At 61.5% G+C, this 22742-nt stretch carries 23 protein-coding genes; 5 read left to right on the top strand and 18 right to left on the bottom strand.

From position 1 onward, the window contains the following. Positions 1-46: 46 nt before the first annotated feature. Genes H7847_RS16370 through H7847_RS16385 form a run of 4 tightly spaced genes read right to left on the bottom strand, consistent with a single transcriptional unit; the run spans position 47 to position 2772 of the window. A complete protein-coding gene (locus H7847_RS16370) occupies positions 47-544 on the bottom strand; it encodes a DUF6497 family protein (RefSeq protein WP_227270558.1) in 498 nt (165 codons plus the stop codon). After that, positions 504-902 carry a RidA family protein gene (locus H7847_RS16375; protein ID WP_227270559.1) on the bottom strand — a complete coding sequence of 133 codons (399 nt, stop codon included), beginning with the start codon at positions 900-902 and terminating at the stop codon, positions 504-506. Before H7847_RS16375 ends, H7847_RS16370 begins: the two co-directional genes overlap by 41 nt. Before the next feature lie 19 nt (positions 903-921). Continuing rightward, positions 922-1185 carry a DUF7218 family protein gene (locus H7847_RS16380; RefSeq protein WP_227270560.1) on the bottom strand — a complete coding sequence of 88 codons (264 nt, stop codon included), beginning with the start codon at positions 1183-1185 and terminating at the stop codon, positions 922-924. Between the two features lie 54 nt (positions 1186-1239). After that, the gene (locus H7847_RS16385; protein WP_227270561.1) at positions 1240-2772 is read right to left on the bottom strand and encodes an acyl-CoA carboxylase subunit beta; all 1533 of its coding nucleotides are present in this window, start codon (positions 2770-2772) and stop codon (positions 1240-1242) included. Positions 2773-2961: 189 nt separating this feature from the next. Between H7847_RS16385 and H7847_RS16390 the strand changes: the two genes are divergently transcribed. Together H7847_RS16390 and H7847_RS16395 are read left to right on the top strand one after the other, a co-directional pair. After that, the gene (locus H7847_RS16390; protein ID WP_227270562.1) at positions 2962-4182 is read left to right on the top strand and encodes a multidrug effflux MFS transporter; all 1221 of its coding nucleotides are present in this window, start codon (positions 2962-2964) and stop codon (positions 4180-4182) included. Between the two features lie 122 nt (positions 4183-4304). Beyond that, the gene (locus tag H7847_RS16395; protein ID WP_227270563.1) at positions 4305-5705 is read left to right on the top strand and encodes a helix-turn-helix domain-containing protein; all 1401 of its coding nucleotides are present in this window, start codon (positions 4305-4307) and stop codon (positions 5703-5705) included. A gap of 3 nt (positions 5706-5708) precedes the next feature. Here H7847_RS16395 and H7847_RS16400 read toward each other — a convergent pair whose 3' ends face one another. From H7847_RS16400 to H7847_RS16430, 7 genes are all read right to left on the bottom strand, one after another. Continuing rightward, entirely contained in the window at positions 5709-6374 is a 666-nt protein-coding gene (locus tag H7847_RS16400; RefSeq protein ID WP_227270564.1) for a thermonuclease family protein, read from the bottom strand. Between the two features lie 65 nt (positions 6375-6439). Further along, positions 6440-8098, bottom strand: coding sequence for a choline dehydrogenase (gene betA, locus H7847_RS16405; RefSeq protein WP_227270565.1), 1659 nt, complete (start codon positions 8096-8098; stop codon positions 6440-6442). Positions 8099-8109: 11 nt separating this feature from the next. Then, a complete protein-coding gene (locus tag H7847_RS16410) occupies positions 8110-8355 on the bottom strand; it encodes a DUF6552 family protein (protein WP_227270566.1) in 246 nt (81 codons plus the stop codon). Beyond that, on the bottom strand, positions 8355-9812 hold the full coding sequence (gene betB, locus H7847_RS16415) for a betaine-aldehyde dehydrogenase (protein WP_227270567.1): 1458 nt from the start codon (positions 9810-9812) through the stop codon (positions 8355-8357). The genes H7847_RS16410 and betB overlap by 1 nt, the downstream gene beginning before the upstream one ends. A gap of 47 nt (positions 9813-9859) precedes the next feature. Then, on the bottom strand, positions 9860-11368 hold the full coding sequence (betC, locus tag H7847_RS16420) for a choline-sulfatase (protein WP_227270568.1): 1509 nt from the start codon (positions 11366-11368) through the stop codon (positions 9860-9862). Then, positions 11365-11940 (bottom strand): choline-binding transcriptional repressor BetI, encoded by a 576-nt coding sequence (gene betI, locus H7847_RS16425; RefSeq protein WP_227270569.1) that lies wholly within the window; start codon positions 11938-11940, stop codon positions 11365-11367. Before betI ends, betC begins: the two co-directional genes overlap by 4 nt. Before the next feature lie 74 nt (positions 11941-12014). Continuing rightward, positions 12015-12920, bottom strand: a complete 906-nt coding sequence (locus tag H7847_RS16430) for a DMT family transporter (RefSeq protein ID WP_227270570.1) — start codon at positions 12918-12920, stop codon at positions 12015-12017. 244 nt (positions 12921-13164) lie between these two features. Here H7847_RS16430 and H7847_RS16435 point away from each other — a divergent pair, with 244 nt between their 5' ends. Next, positions 13165-13428, top strand: coding sequence for a hypothetical protein (locus tag H7847_RS16435; RefSeq protein WP_227270571.1), 264 nt, complete (start codon positions 13165-13167; stop codon positions 13426-13428). A 78-nt stretch (positions 13429-13506) separates the two neighbouring features. On the opposite strand, the gene H7847_RS16440 is transcribed toward H7847_RS16435, so the two are convergent. Then, positions 13507-14247, bottom strand: coding sequence for a YebC/PmpR family DNA-binding transcriptional regulator (locus tag H7847_RS16440; RefSeq protein ID WP_227270572.1), 741 nt, complete (start codon positions 14245-14247; stop codon positions 13507-13509). Positions 14248-14392: 145 nt separating this feature from the next. Here H7847_RS16440 and H7847_RS16445 point away from each other — a divergent pair, with 145 nt between their 5' ends. Continuing rightward, complete coding sequence (locus H7847_RS16445) at positions 14393-16165, top strand: SLC13 family permease (RefSeq protein WP_227270573.1); 1773 nt, start codon at positions 14393-14395, stop codon at positions 16163-16165. 42 nt (positions 16166-16207) lie between these two features. On the opposite strand, the gene H7847_RS16450 is transcribed toward H7847_RS16445, so the two are convergent. Next, the gene (locus H7847_RS16450; RefSeq protein WP_227270574.1) at positions 16208-16372 is read right to left on the bottom strand and encodes a hypothetical protein; all 165 of its coding nucleotides are present in this window, start codon (positions 16370-16372) and stop codon (positions 16208-16210) included. A 209-nt stretch (positions 16373-16581) separates the two neighbouring features. Between H7847_RS16450 and H7847_RS16455 the strand changes: the two genes are divergently transcribed. Then, complete coding sequence (locus H7847_RS16455) at positions 16582-17058, top strand: hypothetical protein (RefSeq protein WP_227270575.1); 477 nt, start codon at positions 16582-16584, stop codon at positions 17056-17058. A gap of 37 nt (positions 17059-17095) precedes the next feature. Here H7847_RS16455 and H7847_RS16460 read toward each other — a convergent pair whose 3' ends face one another. The 5 genes from H7847_RS16460 to mgtE all read right to left on the bottom strand — a co-directional run bounded on the left by H7847_RS16460 (position 17096) and on the right by mgtE (position 22736). Continuing rightward, positions 17096-18877 (bottom strand): SLC13 family permease, encoded by a 1782-nt coding sequence (locus H7847_RS16460; RefSeq protein ID WP_227270576.1) that lies wholly within the window; start codon positions 18875-18877, stop codon positions 17096-17098. A 51-nt stretch (positions 18878-18928) separates the two neighbouring features. After that, positions 18929-19834, bottom strand: a complete 906-nt coding sequence (locus H7847_RS16465; RefSeq protein WP_227270577.1) for a DMT family transporter — start codon at positions 19832-19834, stop codon at positions 18929-18931. Beyond that, positions 19831-20643 carry a TIGR00282 family metallophosphoesterase gene (locus tag H7847_RS16470; RefSeq protein ID WP_227270578.1) on the bottom strand — a complete coding sequence of 271 codons (813 nt, stop codon included), beginning with the start codon at positions 20641-20643 and terminating at the stop codon, positions 19831-19833. Before H7847_RS16470 ends, H7847_RS16465 begins: the two co-directional genes overlap by 4 nt. A gap of 129 nt (positions 20644-20772) precedes the next feature. Further along, positions 20773-21348 carry a 5-formyltetrahydrofolate cyclo-ligase gene (locus H7847_RS16475; protein WP_227270579.1) on the bottom strand — a complete coding sequence of 192 codons (576 nt, stop codon included), beginning with the start codon at positions 21346-21348 and terminating at the stop codon, positions 20773-20775. After that, positions 21345-22736, bottom strand: a complete 1392-nt coding sequence (mgtE, locus tag H7847_RS16480; protein ID WP_227270580.1) for a magnesium transporter — start codon at positions 22734-22736, stop codon at positions 21345-21347. Before mgtE ends, H7847_RS16475 begins: the two co-directional genes overlap by 4 nt. Between the last annotated feature and the right edge of the window lie 6 nt (positions 22737-22742).

A 22742-nucleotide genomic window follows, 5' to 3' on the forward strand; every position in this document is an offset into this window, starting at 1 on the left:
GCTATCGGGCCGCTTCCGGTGCTGCAGGTCAGCGTCTCATACTGCATCATGACGCCTCCCAGACACATGTGTTGTTGGTGACGCGGAACGCCTCAAAGTATTGCGTCGCATCAGGGTCAGAGGCGCCGAAAGTCACAGGGCGATCCGACAGCGACACCACAATCACATCCGCCTGCAACTCAAACTCCTTCAGATACGGCAAAGCAATGGCGGTGCAAAGATGCTGAAAATCGGCCTCAGCCTGCGCGTAGGACAGCGCCTCTCCGTCCCGCGCGATGGCGGGCGCAAGAAACCGGAAGCGTAACCACGTCTCCTCTCCCACGGTATCGACCAGAACCTCGAAAAGCTCCACCAACTGCCCGGAGGGCGCTGCAATATCCGCCAAGTGCAGGGCACTGATCGCGGAGGCTTGCACGGGAAAGGGCGCAATACGCATCAACGCCACCTTGGGCTGAGACAATCCGCGCCCGGGCGGGTAAACGGCAGATCTGCGCAGCGTGATCTCATGCGGCCGGACCTCGACGCGCCACACAATCGATTTCAACCAGAGCCCCGACAGCAAGGGCCGTCACGCCGACGGTGGTGCGCGCGGGCAGTCGGCCGGGGGCAAAGAAGCTCTTATATGTTTTGTTGAAGGCCGCGTAGTCGCGCTCAAAATCCGTCAGGAAACAGCGGCACTGCATCACGTTGCCCAGCGTCAAATCAAGCCCGTGCAGCACGGTTTTGAGATTTTCCATCACCTGACGGGTCTGCGCGGCCACGCCTTTGGCCAGCGGCGCATCCGGCGCGCCGGGCACCGTGGGCATCTGACCGGTGAGAATGATCCAGCCATCCGCCTCAACCGCATGCGAAAAGGGGGCCACAGGCTCAGGCGCCTCCGCGATGTTGTGAAACACCGTCACGCCGCGGACCCCGGTGGCATCAGGCCTTGCGCAATGCCGCGATCAGGGCAGCCTTCGTCATATCTGAACGCCCCTCGATCTCCAACTCTTGCGCGCGCTGGTAGAGCGCCTTTCTGGTCCAGTCTTCGTAAGGTGGCTGCGCGCCCCCCTTCTTTGACGGCTCCATGTCGTCGCGAGCCTGCGCGTTTGCAATGGCCGCTGCCTTTTGTTTCGATGCACCCTTCCCGCGCAGCGCCTCGTAGGTATCGCTGTTCTTGATGCTGTTGCCATGAGACTCTGACATATCGAACTCCTTTCGGAGCGAACGCACCTAGCGGCATCCAGGTTCCTTTCCGGCTCACAACGGAATATTGTCGTGCTTTTTCCACGGCAATTGTACCGATTTGTTGCGCAGCGATGCAAAAGCGCGGGCCACCCGTTTGCGGGTGCTGCGCGGCTGGATCACCTCGTCCACGAAGCCGCGCTCCGACGCGACAAAAGGGTTTGCGAACCGTTCCTCGTAATCAGCGGTGTGTTTCGCCAGCTTCTCGGGATCGCCCAGATCGGCGCGGTGGATGATCTCGGTGGCCCCTTTGGCCCCCATCACAGCCACCTCGGCAGAGGGCCAGGCATAGTTGAAATCCGCCCGCAGATGTTTCGAGGACATCACGACATAGGCCCCGCCATAGGCCTTGCGGGTGATCACCGTCACCATGGGCACCGTGGCCTCGCCAAAAGCGTAAAGCAGTTTGGCCCCGTGTTTGATCACACCGCCATATTCCTGGCTGGTGCCGGGCAGGAAACCGGGCACGTCAATCAGCGTCAGGATCGGGATTTCAAAGGCGTCGCAAAAGCGCACGAAACGTGCCGCTTTGCGTGAGCTGTCGATATCCAGACAGCCCGCCAGCACCAAGGGCTGGTTCGCGACAACACCGACGGTGCGACCTTCCAGCCGGATGAACCCGGTGATGATGTTCTTGGCGAACTCTGCCTGTATTTCGTAGAAATCACCTTCGTCGGCGAGTTTCAGGATCAGCTCTTTCATGTCATAAGGCGTGTTGGGATTGGCGGGCACCAGCGTATCCAGCGAGGGCTCGATCCGGTCGGGATCGTCAAAGAAAGGCCGCACGGGAGGCTTTTCACGGTTGTTGGCAGGCAGGAAATCCACCAGACGCCGCACTTCGGCGAGCGCTTCGACATCGTTTTCAAACGCCCCGTCCGCGACCGAGGATTTGCGCGTGTGGGTCGTGGCCCCGCCCAGCTCCTCTGCCGAGACATGCTCGTTGGTGACCGTTTTCACCACGTCGGGACCGGTGACAAACATGTAAGAGCTGTCTTTCACCATAAAGATGAAATCCGTCATCGCCGGGGAATAGACGGCCCCCCCCGCACAAGGCCCCATGATCATGCTGATCTGAGGCACAACCCCGGAAGCCGTGATATTTCGCTTGAAGACATCACCGTATCCCGCAAGCGAATCCACCCCCTCCTGAATACGCGCCCCGCCGGAATCGTTGATCCCGATGACGGGGGCACCATTCTGCACGGCCATATCCATGATCTTGCAGATCTTCTTGGCGTGGGTCTCTGATACGGACCCCCCCAAAACCGTGAAATCCTGGCTGAAAACATAGACAAGACGGCCGTTGATCGTCCCCCACCCGGTGACCACGCCGTCCCCTGCAGGCTTTTGAGCCTCCATCCCGAAGTCAGTGCACCGGTGCGTGACAAACATGTCGAACTCTTCGAAGCTGTCTTCGTCAAGCAACAGATCAACCCTTTCACGGGCGGTCAGCTTGCCGCGCCCATGCTGTGCGTCGATCCGCTTTTGCCCCCCCCCCAGACGCGCTGCTGCGCGCCGGTCTTCGAGTTGCTCCAGGATGTCTTTCATACCGAACCCCATTTTCCGATTTTTTCCGTTCTATCGGAGGTTACAGTCAAAACGAAGATCAATTGAGCAAATTTGCAAATATTATTCATCCGCATTTCTGCGAACTGCAAATCCGCAAACTCACCCCAGGCGGCACTGGCTGCCGCAAGGGTCGTGGACAAGGTCGGGAGGCTGGCCTAAACAACCGGTATGAAGCAACCGCCGGTGATCCGCTTTCTGGATCGGACGACCCCCCCGCATATCGCGACTTTGATCCTGCTGGCAGGTATGTCGGCTGTTGTGATGAACATGTTTCTGCCAAGCCTGCCCAAAATGACATCCCATTTCGACACGGAATACAAGATCATGCAGCTTTCCGTGGCGCTCTATCTGGGAGTCAGCGGGGTGTTGCAGGTTTTTATGGGCCCCATTTCGGACAAATACGGTCGCCGTCCTGTGATCCTCTTTGGATTGACTGTTTTCCTGCTGGCCACGCTGGGCTGCATCTATGCCCCCACCGCGGAAGCATTCCTCTTTTTCCGCATGTGCCAGGCTGCTGTTGCCGTTGCAATGGTGCTCAGCCGTGCGGCCGTGCGCGACATGTTCGAACAGGATCAGGCGGCCTCGATGATTGGCTATGTCACGATGGGCATGGCAATCGTGCCGATGATCAGCCCGATGTTCGGCGGCATTCTGGACGAATTGTTCGGCTGGCAGGCGAATTTCTGGGCCCTCTTCCTTCTCGGCGCCCTGACCCTTTGGCTGGCGTGGGCCGATATGGGGGAAACGGCCGTGAAAAGTGGCAAAACCCTGACACAGCAGTTTGGCGAATATCCGGAGCTTTTGACCTCGCCGCGCTTCTGGGGCTATTCGCTGGCGGCCGGATTCTGTTCGGGGGCGTTCTTTGCCTATCTGGGTGGGGGTCCGTTTGTGGGGTCCGTGGTTTTTGGACTATCGCCTTTCTGGGTCGGCATATTCTTTGGCGCCCCGGCGATCGGATATTTCTTTGGCAATATGTTCACCGGCATGCTGGCCCAGCGGGTGGGCGTGAACAGGCTGGTGCTGACAGGCTCCCTCATCAATGCCGGGGGCGTCAGCCTGTCGCTGGCCATATTTCTGGCGGGCTATGGCACACCGCTCAGCTTTTTCGGCCTGATGACATTTGTCGGGCTCGGCAATGGCCTGGTCATCCCCAATGCCACAGCCGGCTTGCTGTCGGTCAGGCCCCATCTGGCGGGGACGGCGTCCGGGCTGGGCGGGGCCATCATGATCGGTGGCGGTGCTGCTCTCAGCGCGCTGGCCGGGGCCACATTGGATGAGAGCACCGGGGCCTTTCCCCTCCTCTACATCATGCTTGCAACCGCGCTCGCTGCGGTTGTCAGCATCTTGCTGGTCCTCCGGCGCGAACGCCGTATCACGGGATCGATCTGAGGGTCTTTTTCGGGCCTGTTAGCCTCCTGTTAACCCTGTTGAGACACCTTGTGCTTTAAGGTTTGCAAAGCTACGCTTTTCCTGCCGGGCAAATTTGCAAAGTCGTCAGGGAAGGCATTTTAATGGCCACACAGAAACTATACGCAGGTGCCAAGCTGCGGGAGCTGCGCACACGCATGGGTCATACCCAAAAGGACTTTGCCGAAAAACTCGGCGTGTCGCTGCCCTACCTCAACCAGATGGAAAACAACAACAGGCCGGTGTCGACCACCGTGGTTCTCGCCCTGGCGCAGGAGTTCGGCCTGGATGTCACCGAGCTCAGCGAAGGCGACAGCGAACGGCTGGTCAGCGACATGCGCGAGGCCTTCGCAGACCCGGTCTTTGCCGAGACGCTGCCCCCTGTCGCGGATCTGCGGCTTGCGGCCTCGAACGCGCCCACCTTTGCCCATGCCTTTCTCGAACTGCACCGCAGTTACCGGCAGATGCAGGAACGTCTGGCCTCGCTTGACGAAGCGCTGGGGCGCGAAGACGCCCGCAGCACGCCAAGCCCCTGGGAAGAGGTCCGCGACTTTTTCCATTACTGCGACAATTACATCGATGCGGTGGACCGGGCCGCCGAGCATTTCGCGGACAGGCAAGGCAGCCACCGCAACATCCGCGTGGCCGCGGTCTCAACACTTGGCAACAGCGGTGTCACGGTGGAATTTGGCGCAACGGATCAGCTCAGGCACTACGACGACGAAACCAAGGTCCTGACCCTGTCGCGCCGCGCGCCCCCCGAGACGCAAACCTTCCAGCTGCTCTTGCAGGTGGCGCTGGTCAAGCAGGATGCGCTGTTGGAGGCGACCCTTGATCTGGCCCGGTTCCATACCGTTGAGGCCCGCGCCATCGCCAAGATCGGGTTGGCCAATTACTTTGCCGGGGCCGCCTTGATGCCCTATGCGGCGTTCCAGCGTGTCGCGGCGGACTGCCGCCATGATCTGGAGGTGCTTGCGGGCCATTTCGGGGCCTCAATCGAACAGGTGGCGCACCGGCTCTCGACCCTGCAGCGGCCCGGCGCAAAGGGCATTCCGTTCTTCTTCGTGCGTGTCGATCAGGCGGGCACGATCACCAAACGCCATTCGGCCACGCGGCTGCAATTTGCGCGGTTTGGCGGGGCGTGCCCCCTGTGGAACGTGCATCGCGCCTTTGAGGTGCCGGGGCAGTTCCTGCGGCAGCTGGCGGAAACGCCGGACGGGGTTCGCTACATCAGCCTGGCGCGGGACGTGACCAAACCGGCGGGCCGCTTTGGGGCGCCGCTGCGCCGGTATGCCATTGCTCTGGGATGCGAGGTGCGCCATGCACGCGACCTCGTCTATGCCGACGGGATGGATCTGACGGGCGATCATGCCTTTGAGCCGATCGGCATTTCCTGCCGCATCTGCGAGCGGACAAATTGCCATCAACGCGCGGTGCCGCCACTGGAACGCAAGCTGACCGTCGACCCGAACCGGCGCGATATACTGCCCTATTACGTGGTCTAGGTCCTACCGCCGGGCGGCCCGCCAGCCTGCCGCCTCTGCCTCGGCGGCGTTGCAAAACCACCGCTCATCCTTGTCAGGGCGGATCACCGTGCGGTTGTAGTCGCGCTGTCCCGGCGCATGATAGATATGAACCCCGGCGGCGGAGATATTGCCTTTGATCCGACAGCTGCTGTCCGGCGGGCGCAGCCCTACCGCGCGTGCCTTCCGAAACTGTGTCGGCGCCTGCACACGACTGGCGTGCAAACCCGCATCCTGCCGGGCGGCTTCCAGCTCCAACGTGTGGTAATCCAAAGAATATCTGCGGTAGGCAAACGCCGCCCCGCGGGACACCAGATAGGCGCCCACATCCTCCCCCTCGACCTCACAGCGCGCCACGGCACGCCCGTAACGGTCTGTATCGCGGGGCTGGCAGCGCGCCATCTTGCCGGCGTAGCGCTCTCTGACAATCTCGTTGACCCAGGTGCCGCAGGCCCAGGCAACGGCACGTTCCGTCACACAGGTCTGATCGGATTCCGGGGCATCGATCCCATGAAGCCGGACGCGCGTACCGCCGATATCAAAAGTGTCGCCATCGATGACCGTCACCGGCCCGCCGATCTCGGGTGGGGCGGCCTGGGCAACACCACTCAGCGCCAAAAAAACGGCAAATACGGGCACAACGACATACATATCCCTGCCATGAGATATACCTCCGCAAGGCGCAAGGAATTTCGTTAACCAAGGTTAAAAAACCATTACCGCTGCGCGTTTTCCCAATCCGGATGGGTCCAGGGCAGGTCATTCGCGCGCGGCAGCGGATCGCGCCCGAGCAGGTGGTCGGAGACTTTCTCACCGACCATGATCGAGGGCGCGTTCAGGTTGCCATTGGTGATGCGCGGAAAGACACTGCTGTCCGCGACCCGCAAGCCCTCCACGCCGATGACGCGGGCCTGCGCATCCACGACCGCCTGCCGGTCCTCGGCCCGGCCCATACGGCAGGTCCCGCAGGGGTGATAGGCGCTTTCGGCATGCTCGGCGATAAACGCGTCGAGTTCCGCGTCGGACTGGACAACCGCCCCCGGCTGTATCTCGTGCCGGACATAGGGTTTGAAGGCGTCCTGGGCAAAGATTTCGCGGGTCAGCCGGATACAGCGCCGGAAATCCTCCCAGTCGTCGGGATGCGACATGTAGTTGAAAAGGATATTCGGGGCCTCGACCGGATCGGGCGAGGCCAGGGTCACCGCGCCGCGTGATTTCGACCGCATCGGACCCACATGGGCCTGAAACCCGTGGCCTTCGGCAGCGACCTTGCCATCGTAGCGCACGGCAATCGGAAGAAAGTGGTACTGGATATCGGGGTACGGCACCCCGGCCCGCGACCGGATGAAGGCCGCGCTTTCGAACTGGTTGGAGGCCCCCATTCCCTTTTTGGTAAAGAGCCATTGCGCCCCGATCACGGCCTTGGAGAGCAGGTTCCAGTGTTTATAGAGCGTGATCGGCTGGCGCGACGCCATCTGCAGATAGAGTTCCAGATGATCCTGAAGGTTCTGACCCACGCCCGGCCTGTCAGCCAGCGGCACGATGCCGTGCTCTGCCAGATGCGCAGCAGGTCCAACACCCGACAGCATCAACAGTTTGGGCGAGTTGATCGAGGAGGCGGCCAACACCACCTCGCGGGTGGCACGGATCACCTCGAGGCCCGACCCGCGTTTGATCTCAACGCCGCAGGCGCGTTTGCCCTCGAACACAACACGCTGCGCCAGCCCCTGCACCAGCGTGCAGTTGGCGCGCTTTAAAGCGGGCCGCAGATAGGCGTTGGCCGCAGACCACCGCCGGCCCTGCCAGACCGTCTGCTCCATCGGGCCAAAGCCTTCCTGTTTTTGCCCGTTGTAGTCTTCTGTCGCCTCGTATCCGGCTTGCCTGCCGGCCTCCACGAAAGCATCAAAAAGCGGGTTGGCGCGGGGCCCCCGGCTGACATGCAAGGGCCCGTCGGTGCCGCGCCATGTCCGGTCCCCGCCATGCCCGCCGTCATGCCAGGTCTCCATGCGTTTGTAATAGGGCAGCACATCGGCATAGGCCCATCCATCGGCCCCCTGCTCGGCCCAGTGGTCGAAATCCATGGCATGGCCGCGCACGTAAACCATGCCGTTGATGCTGGAGGAGCCACCGATCACCTTGCCGCGCGGACAGGCCAGCCGCCGACCGCCCAGATGCGGTTCGGGCTGGGACTGAAAGCCCCAGTCGTAGCGCTTCATGTTCATCGGGTAGGACAAGGCCGCAGGCATCTGGATCAGCGGCCCCACATCGGTGCCGCCATGTTCGATCACAATGACGGAGGCGCCGGCTTCTGACAGCCGGTAAGCCATGGCGCACCCGGCGGAACCGGCACCCACGATAACAAAATCAGCTTGCATTTCAATGATCCTCAGGCGTTCAGATATCCGACCAACAGCGAGATAAAGGCCCCCAGATGGACAACCATAATGGCGCGATCCTTCCACATGATGCCGACGGCAAACCACAGGATGATCCCGGCGAAAAAGGCAAAGACGTTCCAGGGCACGATGTTCATTACTGTCAGACCATAGCCGACAAGCTGCACAAGCGTGGCAACCCACTTAACGATATCGACAGGCCGAAAGCCCTGCGGTTCACGGGCAATGGCGTTCATCAGAACGGGGCCTCCAGATCGCCCATGCGCACATAGACCGATTTGATCTGGCTGTAGTGCTCGATCGCCGCCTTGGAATTCTCGCGCCCCACCCCGGAGGCTTTGACCCCGCCAAAGGGCGCTTCGACAGGGGCATCGTTGTAGGTGTTGATATAGCAGGTCCCCGCCTCGAAACCTGCGGCCACCCGATGCGCGCGGGCCAGATCGCGGGTGAAGACGCCAGCGGCCAACCCGAACTCGGTGGCATTGGCGCGCGCCAGCACGTCCTGTTCGTCGTCAAAATCGAGCACGGCCATCACCGGGCCAAAGATTTCCTCCCGCGCGATGGTCATCTCGTCGGTGACATCGGCAAAGACAGTGGGCGCCAGATAGAACCCAGCGCGGTCGACACGGGTGCCCCCGCAGACCAGCCGCGCGCCTTCGTCCTGGCCTTTGGCAATATAGCTCAGCACGATCTGCATCTGGCGCTCGGACACCATGGGACCAAAGCTTGTCGCCGGATCGAGCGGGTCCCCGATGACTGCGGTGGCCAGCCGGTCCGCAAGGCGCGTCAGGAAGGCCTCCTTGATGTCCTTGTGCACAAACACCCGCGTGCCATTGGAACAGACCTGCCCCGAGGAGTAGAAATTGCCCAGGATCGCCCCGCTGACCGCGTTCTCCAGATCCGCGTCATCGAAAACGATGAGGGGTGATTTGCCTCCCAGCTCCATTGTGACGTGTTTCAGGCCTGCCGCTGCGGCGGCGTAGACCTTGCGCCCGGTCGGGACCGACCCGGTCAGCGACACCTTGTCGACGCGGGCATCCTCAAGCAGAGCCGCGCCCACATCACCAAGGCCCTGCACCACATTGTAGATCCCGGCAGGCAGGCCCGCCTCATGCAGGATTTCCGCAACCTTCAGAGCACAAAGCGGTGTGGTCTCGGACGGTTTGAAGACCATCGCATTGCCGCAGGCCAGCGCCGGTGCACCCTTCCAGCAGGCAATCTGCGTGGGGTAATTCCAGGCCCCGATGCCAACACAGACCCCCAGGGCTTCACGCCGGGTATAGACCCAATCCTCGCCCAGCTGGATATGCTCACCAGTCAGCGTGGCCGCCATCCCGCCGAAATATTCCAGCGCATCCGCCCCGCTGGTCGCATCCGCCACGGAGGTTTCCTGATAGGGTTTGCCGGTGTCATGGGTTTCCAGCACCGACAGATCGTGGTTGCGGTCCCGCATCATATCTGCGGCGCGGCGCAGAATGCGGCCCCGCTCTGTCCCGGTCATCGCAGCCCAGGCCGCCTGTGCAGCACGCGCAGATGTCAGGGCTTGCTCTATGATTGCAGGGGTCGCGGAATGCACGGTGGCAATCACCTCCCCTGTCGCGGGGTAAATCACATCAATCGGCGTGCCATCGGTATCTTCGACATAGGCACCATTTATGAAATGGCTCGCCGTTGGCTGGGTCGGGTAGGGCATCGGGGTGGGTCTCCAACAGGGTAAGACAGGGTAAGACAGGGTGCGGATTATTCGCCGCGCGGAAAGCGTTTGCGTTCTTCCAGCGTGTTGAGGTCCATGTGATTGCGCATGTATTGCTCTGACGCATCGCGCAGCGGCTGGTGGTCCCAAGGGTAGTAGCCGCCCTGCCGCAGCGCCTCGTAGACCACCCAGCGACGCGCCTGGCTTTGACGCACATCCGCGTCATAGGCGGCAAGATCCCAGCGCGCCTCGGATTTCGCGCGCAGCTGGGTCAGTGTCCCCTGATGGGCCGGGACGTCAGCCAGATTGGTCAGCTCATAGGGGTCCGCCTCCAGATCAAAGAGCTGATCGGGGTCGAGCGCACAGCGGTTGTATTTCCACTTGCCATAGCGCAGCGAGACCATCGGCGCATAGGACGCCTCAGCGGCATATTCCATCGCAACAGGCTCCGTGCGGCAGGCCCCCTGCCCCATGGGCATCAATGACTGACCCGTCGTCCAGGGCATCACCTCCTCCATCGACACACCCGCCAGCTCGCAGAGTGTCGGGCAGACATCGATGTTGGACACCGGCGCGGTCTGCAAACCCGGCGTCATCTGCGGGGCAGAGATCATCAGCGGAACGCGCGCAGCCCCCTCAAAGAAGGACATCTTGAACCACAAGCCCCGCTCGCCCAGCATGTCGCCGTGGTCCGAGACAAAGAGGATGATCGCCTCTTGTCGGATGTCGTCGAGGGTTTGCAAAATCTCCCCGATCTTGTCGTCGAGATAGCTGATGTTGGCGAAATAGGCGCGACGGGACCGGCGGATGTTCTCTTCGGTGATGTCGAAACTGCGCCAGTCGTTGGCATCGAAAATACGCTGGCTGTGCGGATCCTGATCGACATGGTCAAAGGCGGGCACCTCGGGCAGCAGGTGCTCGCAATCGGCATAGAGGTCCCAGTATTTTTTCCGCGCGACGTAAGGGTCATGCGGGTGGGTAAAGCTGACCGTCAGGCACCAGGGCCGCGCATCCGTGCCCCGCGACAGATCATAAAGCTTGCGGGTGGCATTATACGCCACATCATCATCATATTCCATCTGGTTGGAGGTTTCCGCAACCCCCGCGCCCGTCACCGACCCCATGTTGTGATACCACCAGTCGATCCGTTCACCCGGCTTGCGGTAATCCGGTGTCCAGCCGAAATCGGCGGGGTAGATGTCGGTGGTCAGGCGTTCCTCGAACCCGTGCAACTGATCCGGCCCGACGAAATGCATCTTGCCCGACAGACAGGTCTGATAGCCCGCGCGGCGCAGGTGATGCGCATAGGTCGGGATCGAGGAGCAGAACTCCGCCGCGTTATCATAGACCCCGGTGGCCGAGGGCAATTGCCCCGACATGAAGGCCGCACGCCCCGGCGCACAGAGCGGACTGGCGGTGTAGCTGTTGCGAAACCGGGTCGAACGGGCGGCCAGTTTTTTGAGGTTGGGCGCATGCAGCCACTCTGCCGGCCCATCGGGGAAGAGCGTGCCATTGAGCTGATCAACCATCAGGATGAGGATATTGGGCTGCGTCACCGGGGGATCTCCAGCAAGGTCGACAGGGTCTTTTGCGCGGTATCGCGCGCGGCCTGCGCCGTTTTGGACCGCGACAGCGCCGCGCGCAGGTAGAGCCCGTCGATCAACGCGGCGATGATCTCGGCATGGCTTTCCGGCTGGCGCGAAATCGGGCGCAGCGCGTGGATCAGATTGGACCGCAGCCGCGCCTGGTAGAGCCGCAAGAGCCGCATGGTGTCAGGGTTGGTCTGGGCAGAAGCATAAAGCGTCATCCACGCACTGATCGTCGCCGGGGCGAAGCAGGCGGGGGCAAAGCAAGCCTCGATCAAGGCCACAGCCCGGGCATGCGGCGTGGGGGCGACGCGCAGGGCGCGGCGGACCTCCCCCCCGAAATCCCGCAGGATCTGCCGCATGGCCGCCAGGAAAATCTGGTCTTTGCCGCCAAAGTAGTGATGCGCCAGGGCCGTGGACATGCCCGCGCGTTTGGCGATCTGGCCAACCGTCACATCCAGCGACCCGCGCGCCCCGATCTCGGCGATTGTCGCCTCCACCAAGGCGGTGCGGCGAATGGGCTCCATTCCGATTTTGGGCATGCGGGCTCCCCTGAAAACGATGCGCATTCCATTAGGGGATTTTTGATTGACTCGTCAATCAATAAAAACCGGCCTCAAACCTTGGTCTCATTGGCGGTCGGTGTCCAGTATCTGCGTTTCAGCACCGCCTCACGCCATGTGATGAAGGTGACCGACGCAAGGATCAGCACGCCGCCGACCACCACCCAGAAATCAACCGCCTCGCCAAACACGAAATACCCCAGCAGGACCGCCCAGATCAGTTGAGTAAAAGTGACGGGCTGGGTGACCGTCACCGGGGCTGCTGCAAAGGCCAGTGTCATGGTGTAATGACCGCCCACGGCAAAACAGGCCACAAAGAACAGCAAAACCAGATCCCGAAAACTCGGCGTCACCCAGTCGGCCAAAGCAAACGGCAACAGCACCAGGGTCACGAAGATCGAGAGCATCGCGACCACCACGGCAGGCTTGAGCTCATCCGCCATCACCTTGGCCGTCAGATAGGATCCGCCAAAGGCGATCGCGGTAAAGACCATGGCCAGATGGCCGCTGCTGATCTCCCGAAAACCGGGGCGCAGAATGATAAGCGCACCGATCAGTGCAACCCCGACAGCCACGATCCGGCGAAACGCCAGCTTTTCCCCCAGAAACAGCGCGGCTCCGATGGTCACGTAGATGGGGGCCAGGTAGTTCATCGCGGTCACATCCGCGATCGGAATGCGGGTCATGGCGTAGAACCAGCTGATGACCCCCAAGCCATGCACTACCCCGCGAAAGCCAAAGAGCCGCCACTGGCGCGGGGTCAGCCGCGCGGCCCGCAAGGCACCGATGGCGGGCAGCAGGAACACAAGCCCCAGCAGATACCTCAGAAACGCCATCTGCGCCGGTGGCAGGCCGGTCCCCATGTATTTTACCAGCGCCGTGACCGAGATAAAGCAGAGCCCCGTGACGAGCATCCAGAAGATACCCGCAACCGGGTGCGAAGGGGGTGTAGCGGCCATGGGTCATAGACACCTGCTTTGCAGGGCGCTGCAAGGGGTGCGTCGCTGATTTCAAGCTGCTGCAAGAATGTGGCAGCAGGCGCGCGCGCTGACCTTGTGCCGGTCGAAGCCGCAGGTTAGACCGGTGGTCCGATCACGAAACCTTTATCCGTATTCGTCTCATCACATAAATCTGATGAAGGATGATTGGCGTATTAGAATTTGTTGCCCATATCATGGGATAAGTGAAGAGGATGTAGCGACCATGTTGGATAGCCTGAACAGACTGGACCTGACGGTCAAAGATATCGAATTGATCGAGGCCGCCTTACATACGCAGAAAAAGATTCTGTCCGTTCAGAGCGAGGCAGGCGGCACGGGGTCGCGCCAAAAGCTCTCGGACCTCACACATCTGATGAAGCGTATCGGACGCGCGCGGCCCGCGTCAGATGACATGCCCGCCGTGACATGGTCCCAGATGGCACGGGGTTTCTTTTCCTTGGGCGGAAGCTGCTCTCAGCTTCGTTAAGCAGCGGAAACGGCCTGTCAGACATGAAAAAGCCGCCCTCGGGGCGGCTTTTGTTGTTTTCCCGAAAAACCCCGGCGGTCAGAGTTGCGACATCACCTCGTCGGAGGCCTCGAAATTCGATGTCACCCGTTGCACATCGTCGTCATCTTCCAAAGCATCAATCAGCTTCATCAGCTTTTGCATGCCATCGAAATCCATCTCCGTGGTGGTGGTCGGCTTCCAGACGAGTTTGGTGGACTCGGATTCGCCCAATGCCGCCTCAAGCGCCGTTGCAACCTCATTGAGGTCAGTATCGGCACACCAGATCACATGCCCGTCCTCAGAGCTTTCCACATCCTCGGCACCCGCTTCGATCGCGGCCATCATCACGGTGTCCGCATCTCCGACCTCTGCCGGGTAGGTGACTTCGCCCTTGCGGTCGAACATGAACCCGACGCTGCCGGTTTCCCCCAGATTGCCGCCGTTCTTGGTGAAGGTCGACCGCACGGTGGAGGCCGTCCGGTTGCGATTGTCGGTCATCGCCTCGACGATCACCGCTACCCCATTGGGCCCGTAGCCTTCGTAGCGGATTTCCTCATAGTCATCGCCCTCCCCGGCCTGGCTCTTTTTGATCGCCCGGTCGATGTTGTCCTTGGGCATCGACTGTGACTTGGCTTCTTTCACGGCCAGCCGCAGACGCGGGTTCTTTTCAGGATCGGGATCGCCCATTTTGGCCGCAACCGTGATTTCCTTGCTGAGTTTGGAAAACAGTTTCGCCCGCACGGCGTCCTGTCGCCCTTTGCGATGCTGGATATTTGCCCATTTTGAGTGGCCTGCCATTGTGACGTCCGTTGGTAAGTTCAGCTTGAGTGCATTCTATAAAACAGGTGTATCCACCGGGGCAAGGGCACAGCCGACCGCTTAAATGCCGAGCGCCAGCATTCTCCCTTTCCCCGACCGGGCGGTTGTGTCTAGATGCAGGGCAATGACGACAGAGCAGATCATCCTCTTCACGCTCTTTGGCACTGTCTTTGCTTTGCTTTTGTGGGGCCGGTTCCGCTACGATATTGTGGCTTTCTCGGCGCTCATGGTCGCGGTCGTGCTTGGCGTCGTCCCGACGCAAGATGCGTTTTCAGGTTTTGGCCACCCCGCGACACTGGTGGTGGCACTTGTGCTGGTGGTCTCGGCCGGGCTGGTGCGGTCGGGCGCCGTGTTTCTGATCACACGCACCCTGGTGGATGCCTCCCGCAGCCTTAGGGCTCACATCGCGCTGATGGGGGCCGTCGGGGGCATACTGTCGGCTTTCATGAACAACGTGGCCGCACTGGCCCTGCTGATGCCCGTCGATATGCAGACGGCACGCAAGGCCGGGCGGGCGCCCGGTCTCAGCCTGATGCCGTTGAGCTTTGCCACCATCCTGGGCGGCATGGTGACCCTGATCGGGACACCGCCCAACATCATTATTGCCGCCATCCGAGAGGACAGCCTTGGTGCCCCTTTTGCGATGTTTGACTTTGCGCCCGTCGGCGGGGCCGCAGCCCTGGCGGGACTGGCCTTTGTATCGCTCTTTGGCTGGCGTCTGATCCCGCAACGCGGCGGTGACACGACCCAAAGCAATGATGTCTCGGCCTATATCGCCGAACTGACGATCCCCCCGGACAACAAGCAGATCGGCAAGCGGTTGGCGGAGCTGACCGAGGCCGCCGACAAGGCGGATGTTGCCATCCTCGGGCTCATTCGCGACGGCAAGCGCCGCTACGGCCAGGCCCGCAATTCGGTCCTGCAGGCAGATGACACGCTGGTTCTGGAAGCCACGCCCGAGGCGCTCGACGAGTTTCGCTCCAGCCTTGATCTCGCGGTTGCCGATTCCAAACGCGAAGAAGCACTGAACGCCGCGGGTGATGGGGTCGAAATCATCGAGGTCGTGGTGCCCGAAGACGCGCGGATCACCGGCAAGACCGCCCAGAGCATCGGCCTCGCCTGGCGGCAGCGCACGGTGCTGCTGGGGATTTCGCGGCGCGGCACACGTCTCATCAAACACCTGCGCCAGACCCCGATTGAAACTGGCGATATCCTGTTACTGCTGGTCCCGCGGGACACCGGTAACGATGTGGCGGACTGGCTGGGGTGTCTGCCTCTGGCAGATCGCGGACTGGCCGTCACAACCAACAGAAAGGTCTGGCTGGCCATCGGTCTTTTCGCGGCGGCAGTGATGGCCGCCAGCGTCGGGTTGCTCTATCTGCCGATTGCCTTGGGACTGGTCGTGGTGGCCTATGTGCTGGCCCAGATCGTGCCTCTGAATGAGCTTTACGACCATATCAACTGGCCGGTTGTTGTGTTGCTCGGCTCCATGATCCCGCTTGGGGCCGCCCTTGAGGCCTCCGGCGGAACGGAGTTGATTGCCGGTGCCCTGCTGTCCTGGACCGGCACGTTGCCGGCCTGGGCTGTTCTGACCGTGCTGATGATCGTGACCATGACGCTGTCGGATGTGCTCAACAACACGGCAACCACGATTGTCGCGGCCCCTGTCGGCATTCAAATGGCGCAGAGCATGCAGGTCTCTCCCGATCCCTTCTTGATGGCGGTGGCCGTTGCCGCCTCTAGCGCCTTTCTCACGCCGATTGGACACAAGAACAACACCTTGATCCTCGGTCCGGGCGGGTATGGGTTCGGAGATTACTGGCGCATGGGACTGCCGCTGGAGATCATCGTGGTTGCGGTATCCATACCGGCCATTCTGACCTTCTGGCCTCTTTAGATTTCAGGCCCAGCAGCAGTATGCGGTTTCCGGCTGATGCGCTCAGCGTCCGTAGACCGAGGCGTAGGCCACTTCGTAGGCGTCTTCGGGGAACAGGCCCAGATCGATCGCCGTGTTGCGCGGCATGTAGCGCAGCTCCAGATAGGTGCGGTTGAATTCCGCACGCTTGCGTGCAGCGCTTTTGAGGTCTTCGATTATGCGTGTCATGATATCATCCTTTCACGGGGACACGGGTTACTGATAGCGCAAACATGGAGGCGAACGCACTGAACGACAACGTACAATACCGACTGCCAGCGTTGCAAATCCTGCATGGCGTAGAATTTGCACGGAAGGTCAATTTTTAAAGGCTTTGCAACGTTTCTTTAAGAGGTCGTCCGCTATGTCTTATGCTTGCATTAGCGCGGGTCCCGACCATGTATTCATATTCCAGACGTGAAACGCATTATTCTCGCAAACAAGCATCCGAGGTCACGGCCGCCTATGAGGATGCCGGTCTCTTCAAGACGGCCATTTGCGACCTGATGATCGAGCTCATTCCGCTCATGCGGCATAATGATCGGCAGGATCTGATCGTACGCGGCTTTGTGGATCGAAAGACCGAGGTCGACATCTTCTTTGCCGGCCGTCGCGCCGCGGAGGTTGGCCCGCTTGAAGCTCAGTTGAAGGCGCTGATGACGCGCGCACGAAAGCTTGCCTCCGAAGCAGGTGCGCGCCCACCACAGGTGGAGAAAATCCGGCTGCCGGTCCGCGTCGAAGGGGCCTGGCGGCGCAGCTTGAAACGAGATGACAGCGGATGGGAAACCGGAACGTATCATTTTGTTGTCGCCCGGTGGTCCTTGCTGGACAAGGCCGGCAACACCGTCTCGTTCGGCGAATCGCCAGCGATCTGACGCCAGAGACCCCCAAAGCCTTCCGTGAAAGAAGCGATCAGAGCGGCCAGATCAACGGAATGATGGTCGACACAATGACCGCCATGCTCAGGTTGAGCGGCAGTCCGACGCGGGTGAAATCGGTGAAACGATAGCCCCCTGGCCCATAAACCAGGGTATTTGTCTGGTAGCCGATGGGGGTGGCAAAGGCACAGGAGGCCGCAATCATCACCGCAATCACCAAGGGACGCGGATCCAGCCCCAGAGCCGTGCCCAGCCCGATGGCCAGCGGCGTCATGATGACAGCCACGGCGTTGTTGGACACGATCTCGGTAAAGGTCGATGTCAGGACAAAGACCACCAGAACGACCAAGGCAGGCGGCAAGTTCAGCAAGGCAGGCGCGACACCTTCAACCACCAGCGCGATGGCACCAGAGTTCTGCAGCGCCACACCCACCGCCAGCATTGAGATAATCAGCGCCAGCAACCTGCCATCGACAAAGGAAAACGCCTCATCCGCGTCAATGCAGCCGGTCACCAGCACCAGCGCCACAGCCACCACCGCCAAAAGCAGAATAGGCGCGACGTTAAAGGCCGCCAGTGCCACGATCCCCACTAGCGCCGCAATGGCGATGGGCGCATGGCTGCGCCTGTACGCCCGCTCCGACGGGTGCGAGACATCCACCATGTCCATGTCGCTGGCAAGGCGCTGGATATCCTCCGGGGTGCCCTCCAACAACAAGGTATCGCCGACTTTTACAACCAGCTCGTCAAGTTGGCGCCCGATATTCTGGTTTCGACGATGCACCGCCAGCGGATAAACCCCGTAGCGCCGCCGAAGACGCATCGCCCCCAGCGACCGTCCCACCATGCGGCAACCGGGCGTGATCAGAACCTCGACAGTGGTGGTTTCCACCGCTGAAACCTGATCGACGCGTTTGAGTTCCTTGGTGGCCTGAAGGCTCAGCAGTTCGGTCATCTGGGTCCGCAAAACCACCCGGTCGCCGACCTGCAAGGCCACCCCTGCCAGATTGCGCCGCAACGAACTGTCGCCCCGGATCACATCGATCAGCCGGACGCCCTCGCGCTTGAAAAGCTGTACCCCCAGCACGTCCCGGCCGATCAGGTTGGAGTCCGGTGGGATCACCGCTTCGGTAAAGAACTTCATCTTGGAGCGGTCAGAAAGCATATTCGCCATGCTGTCGCGATCCGGCAAAAGCCGCGGCGCAATGACGGCAAGGTAAAACAGTCCCCAAAGACAGACCACGAGACCAATGGGCATGATCTCAAAGATGGTGAAGGGTGCCAGCCCTTCGGCGCGCGCCACCCCATCGACCAGCAGGTTGGTCGATGTCCCCAGCAGGGTAAGGGAGCCGCCCATGATTGCCGCATAGCTCAGCGGGATCAGCAGTTTGGAGGCCTTCACGCCGAGGGTCTGGCTGAGCTGCACGACCACCGGGATCATGACCACGACCACCGGCGTGTTGTTCATGATCGCAGAGGCCCCCATCACCGACAGAATGACACCGACCACAGCGGCGCGGGGCCGTGTTTTGGCCTGCCTTTCGGCCATGCGCGTCAGAACGTCCAGCGCGCCCGTCCGCACCAGGGCGCCCATGACGATGAACATGGCCGCAATCGTCCAGGGGGCCGGGTTGCTCAGCACCGCCAGCGCGTTGTCATAGGGCAACACGCCCATCACCAGCATCAGCGCTGCCCCGGTGAGGGCGACCACCTCTGTCGGATAGGTTTCGCGCACAAAAAGGATGAACATCACCCCGACAACGACAAGCGTCAACAGAGGAGCGGCAAGGGGCGGAAGCGCAAAGAGTGAAATCACAACAGCATGACCTGTCCACATGAAGGGCTGAAGCTGAGTTTCGCTGATCGGTCAGGAAGGTACAAGCACAGCCTTTGGACGCGGCTGCACCAGATACATTCCGACAAACATGAGGGCGAGGGCTGCCCAAACCGCAGGCGGATAGGCTTCATCCAGAATGAGTTTCGCCCATAAAATGCCAAAGCCCGTGACCAGATAGCTGACCTGCACGGTAAACACCGGTCCTGCCCGGCCCACCAGCCAGACATAGCCTGCGTAGACCAGCGTGTGGGCCACCGCCGCCATCATCAGCGCCTGCCCCGGAGGACCGGTCAGGTCTTGGGGTGGAATGAACTGGCCTGAGGCGAGGGTCACGGGCAGAATGGCAATCGCCCCCAACACCGAGGCGCCAAAGAGCACCTGAATGGCATCAAGCCCCGCCGTGCCCCATTTGGCGACCACATTGCCCTCCAACGCGTAGCAAACCCCTGCAACAAGCGCGACCAGCACCCAGAAGGTGGGCGCGTTCATCGCCGACGTGGCACCCGGCATCACAATGACCAGAACCCCAAGCAATCCGACGCCCAAACCCGCCAACCTGCGCCCTGAAAAACGATCCAGTCTCAGGACAAGCGCCACCGGGAAGGCAAACATCGGGATCATCGAGAGCAGGATCGCCAAGATGCCGGCGGGCACATGGATCGCTGCCTGAAAGGAGGCAGTATTTGGTATCAGGGTTCCGATCAGTGCAATGACCGCAAAGACCCGCAGCGTAAATCGATTGACCGGCAGCCCCTTGCCGCGCAACGCAGACAGCCCCGCCATGAGGACAGAGCCGATCACCAGCTGCCAGAAAATCAGCCCGAAATGGCCAAATCCGGTGGAGACGGCAATCTTGGTCAAAGGCACGGTGACCCCCCACCCTGCCCCCAACAAGGTAAGCACCAAGGTGAAAAAGAGGACCTCTCGCCGGGTCACGGGGCCGCCGTTTGCAAAAGCCCTCCGTCCCGCACCATCGCGATGCGGACCGTCTTGCCGGTGCGGTCGTCCGTCTCGACATAGACGCCGGACAGGGTGGCTTCGCCGGTTGCGGGGGTGAACCGCTCTTTCGGCATGCCGGTGATAAAGCGTCTGAGCGGCTCGTCCTTCTGCATACCGATGACCGAGTGATAGTCGCCGCACATGCCCGCATCGGTCAGATAGCCGGTGCCCTTGGGCAAGACCATCGCATCGGCGGTGGGGACATGGGTATGCGTGCCCACGACAAGGCTGGCGCGCCCGTCGCAGTAATGCCCGAGGGCCATCTTTTCGGAGGTAGCCTCGCAATGCACATCCACCAGAACAGCAGCGGCCTGACCGCCCAGCGGATGAGTCTTGAGCACCGGCTCAATCGCGGAGAACGGATCATCGAAGGGCCGTTTCATGAACACCTGCCCCAGCACTTGTGTCACAAGCACCTTGCGGCCGTTCCGGGCCGCAAAGAGCCGCGCGCCCTTGCCCGGTGCCGCCTTGGAGAAATTCAGAGGCCGGATCACGCGCGGTTCCTGTTCGATGAACTGCAGCATATCTTTCTGGTCAAAGGCATGATCGCCAAGCGTGATGCAATCGGCCCCGGCGTCCAGCAGTGTCTTGGCATGCGCACCGGAAAGCCCCATGCCGGAGGTTGCATTTTCCCCATTTATGACAATGAAATCGAGCCGCCATTCGGTGCGAAGCCGAGGCAGGTTTTCGCAAATCGCGCGCCGCCCGGCCCGGCCCATCACATCGCCCAGAAACATAATCTTCATGCAAGATGGGTAGGGCTACGCGCCCATCAGGGCAAGAGGCCGCCGGAATTTATTCCTCCCGATCAGCCCCGCATCCCGGTGCGGTTCCAGGCGCGAGCCGTTTTGGCCCGGATGGGCTCTCACGTCAGCTCAGGCGCGTTGCGGGCGCAGATCGAGGACATGTGCCTCGGTCACGATCAGATCAAGCGGCTGGTCGGTCGGCTCCAGCGGGAGGGTTTCGGCCTCCTGGGCGGCATAGGCAAACCCGATGGCGAGCGTTGCCTGCCGGGCTCGCAGCCCCTCCAGCGTTCTGTCATAAAACCCGCCACCATATCCAAGCCGCCCGCCTTGTGCGTCGAAAGCCACCAGCGGGACGATCACGATCTCGGGATCGAAGAAATCCGGTTCCGCCGGGATCATCGCGCCGAAGGCCCCTGGCACCATCTGCATCTCAGGCTCCCATCGGGCAAAGCGCAAGGGCTGCCCCGCGTCCTCGATCACCGGCACGCCGACCGGGCCGTGCGCGCTCGCTTCTGCCATGGCGGGCAGCGGATCAATCTCTGTCCGGATCGGCATGTAGCCCGACAGAGGCACCCCGCGATAGCCTGCCAGCAAGCTCGACAGCATCCCCGCCGCGACCCCGCGATCCACTGCATGCGCGGTCTCGCGTCGGGCAAAACCGGCCTTGCGCGCGGCAGCTTTCGCCACTGCGAAGTTCTCGCTCACAAAAGCACCATGGCCGCCAGCCCCAGAAAGGCGAAAAAGCCGACAACATCTGTCACCGTGGTCACAAACGCCCCGGAGGCGAGCGCGGGGTCGATGCCGATGCGCTCCAAAATGACCGGGATCACCGTGCCCGCAAGCCCGGCCACCACCAGATTGATGATCATGGCCGCCGCGATCACATAGCCCAGCGCCGGCAAACCGAACCAGACGACCCCCACGATGCCCATGACAACCGCAAAAATCAGCCCGTTGATCAACCCCACGAGCACTTCGCGCCGGATCACTCGCCAGACATTCGCGCCGGTCAGGTCTTTGGTGGCAATGGCCCGCACGGCCACGGTCAGCGATTGCGTCCCGGCGTTGCCCCCCATGGAGGCCACGATGGGCATCAGCACCGCAAGGGCCACGATCTGCGCCAGAGCGGCTTCGAACTGGGCGATGACCAGCGAGGCGGCAATGGCGGTGACCAGATTGACTGCCAGCCAGGGCAAACGCTGTTTCGTGGTGTCAATCACCCGGTCCGACAGGGACCCCTCGCCCACACCGGCCAGGCGCAGAATGTCCTCTTCGTGCTCTTCATCCAGCACCGCCATGGCATCGTCAATGGTGATGACGCCGATGAGCCGCCCGTCCTCATTCACGACAGGTGCCGAGATCAGGTGGTACTGGTTAAAGGCATAAGCCACGTCGGATTCGTCTTGCGTAGCGGGAATGATCTGAAAGGTTTCCTCCAGCAGATCGGCCAAGGGTGTCTCGCGCCGAGACCGCATCAGCTTGCCCAGCGTGACATTGCCTACCGGATGCAGGCGCGGGTCGACGATCACGATATGATAAAACTGGTCCGGCAGTTCCGCTTCGGGGGTCGCGCGCAGCCGGTCGATGGCCTCGCCCACGGTCCAGTGCTCGGGGGCCATGACGACTTCACGCTGCATCAGGCGCCCGGCGGAATATTCCGGGTACCCCAGGGCCTGCTGCACGGCAGCGCGGTCCACGTCTTCGAGCGCGTCGAGAATGACCTCCTGCTGGTCGTCCTGCAGGTCCTCGACCAGATCGACCACATCGTCGCTGTCCATATCCCGCACAGCCTGCGTCAGCACCTGCGGCTCCAGAACCGCGATGACCTCCTCACGGAGGCCCTCGTCAAGCTCGGTCAGGATTTCGCCGTCGAATTCGCGGTCGTAAAGGCGGATCAGGCGGGAGCGGTCAAAGGCGTTGATCTGTTCCAGCAGATCGGCGATATCCGCCGCGTGCAGCGGCTCCATCAGCTCGGTGAGCTTGGCCTGATCCTCGATGTCCACGGCATAAAGGATCGCTGCAACGGCCTTGGGGCCCAGCACGTAAGCGTCGTCTTCGACGTCGCCCTGTGGTTGCTCAGTTTGATCAGACATCCGTGC

It is taken from the genome of Roseobacter weihaiensis (assembly GCF_020622345.1).
GTDB classification, from domain to species: domain Bacteria; phylum Pseudomonadota; class Alphaproteobacteria; order Rhodobacterales; family Rhodobacteraceae; genus Roseobacter; species Roseobacter weihaiensis.

What these genes read in the sequence shown, in the direction of transcription:
- mgtE (WP_227270580.1), bottom strand. Translation starts at nt 22,736, where the DNA reads ATGTCTGATCAAACTGAGCAACCACAGGGCGACGTCGAAGACGACGCT.
- H7847_RS16470 (WP_227270578.1), bottom strand. Translation starts at nt 20,643, where the DNA reads ATGAAGATTATGTTTCTGGGCGATGTGATGGGCCGGGCCGGGCGGCGC.
- betI (WP_227270569.1), bottom strand. Translation starts at nt 11,940, where the DNA reads ATGCCCAAAATCGGAATGGAGCCCATTCGCCGCACCGCCTTGGTGGAG.
- H7847_RS16395 (WP_227270563.1), top strand. Translation starts at nt 4,305, where the DNA reads ATGGCCACACAGAAACTATACGCAGGTGCCAAGCTGCGGGAGCTGCGC.
- betA (WP_227270565.1), bottom strand. Translation starts at nt 8,098, where the DNA reads ATGCAAGCTGATTTTGTTATCGTGGGTGCCGGTTCCGCCGGGTGCGCC.
- H7847_RS16380 (WP_227270560.1), bottom strand. Translation starts at nt 1,185, where the DNA reads ATGTCAGAGTCTCATGGCAACAGCATCAAGAACAGCGATACCTACGAG.
- H7847_RS16445 (WP_227270573.1), top strand. Translation starts at nt 14,393, where the DNA reads ATGACGACAGAGCAGATCATCCTCTTCACGCTCTTTGGCACTGTCTTT.
- H7847_RS16390 (WP_227270562.1), top strand. Translation starts at nt 2,962, where the DNA reads ATGAAGCAACCGCCGGTGATCCGCTTTCTGGATCGGACGACCCCCCCG.
- H7847_RS16440 (WP_227270572.1), bottom strand. Translation starts at nt 14,247, where the DNA reads ATGGCAGGCCACTCAAAATGGGCAAATATCCAGCATCGCAAAGGGCGA.
- H7847_RS16450 (WP_227270574.1), bottom strand. Translation starts at nt 16,372, where the DNA reads ATGACACGCATAATCGAAGACCTCAAAAGCGCTGCACGCAAGCGTGCG.
- H7847_RS16400 (WP_227270564.1), bottom strand. Translation starts at nt 6,374, where the DNA reads ATGTATGTCGTTGTGCCCGTATTTGCCGTTTTTTTGGCGCTGAGTGGT.
- H7847_RS16455 (WP_227270575.1), top strand. Translation starts at nt 16,582, where the DNA reads ATGTATTCATATTCCAGACGTGAAACGCATTATTCTCGCAAACAAGCA.
- H7847_RS16435 (WP_227270571.1), top strand. Translation starts at nt 13,165, where the DNA reads ATGTTGGATAGCCTGAACAGACTGGACCTGACGGTCAAAGATATCGAA.
- H7847_RS16430 (WP_227270570.1), bottom strand. Translation starts at nt 12,920, where the DNA reads ATGGCCGCTACACCCCCTTCGCACCCGGTTGCGGGTATCTTCTGGATG.
- betB (WP_227270567.1), bottom strand. Translation starts at nt 9,812, where the DNA reads ATGCCCTACCCGACCCAGCCAACGGCGAGCCATTTCATAAATGGTGCC.
- H7847_RS16385 (WP_227270561.1), bottom strand. Translation starts at nt 2,772, where the DNA reads ATGAAAGACATCCTGGAGCAACTCGAAGACCGGCGCGCAGCAGCGCGT.
- H7847_RS16410 (WP_227270566.1), bottom strand. Translation starts at nt 8,355, where the DNA reads ATGAACGCCATTGCCCGTGAACCGCAGGGCTTTCGGCCTGTCGATATC.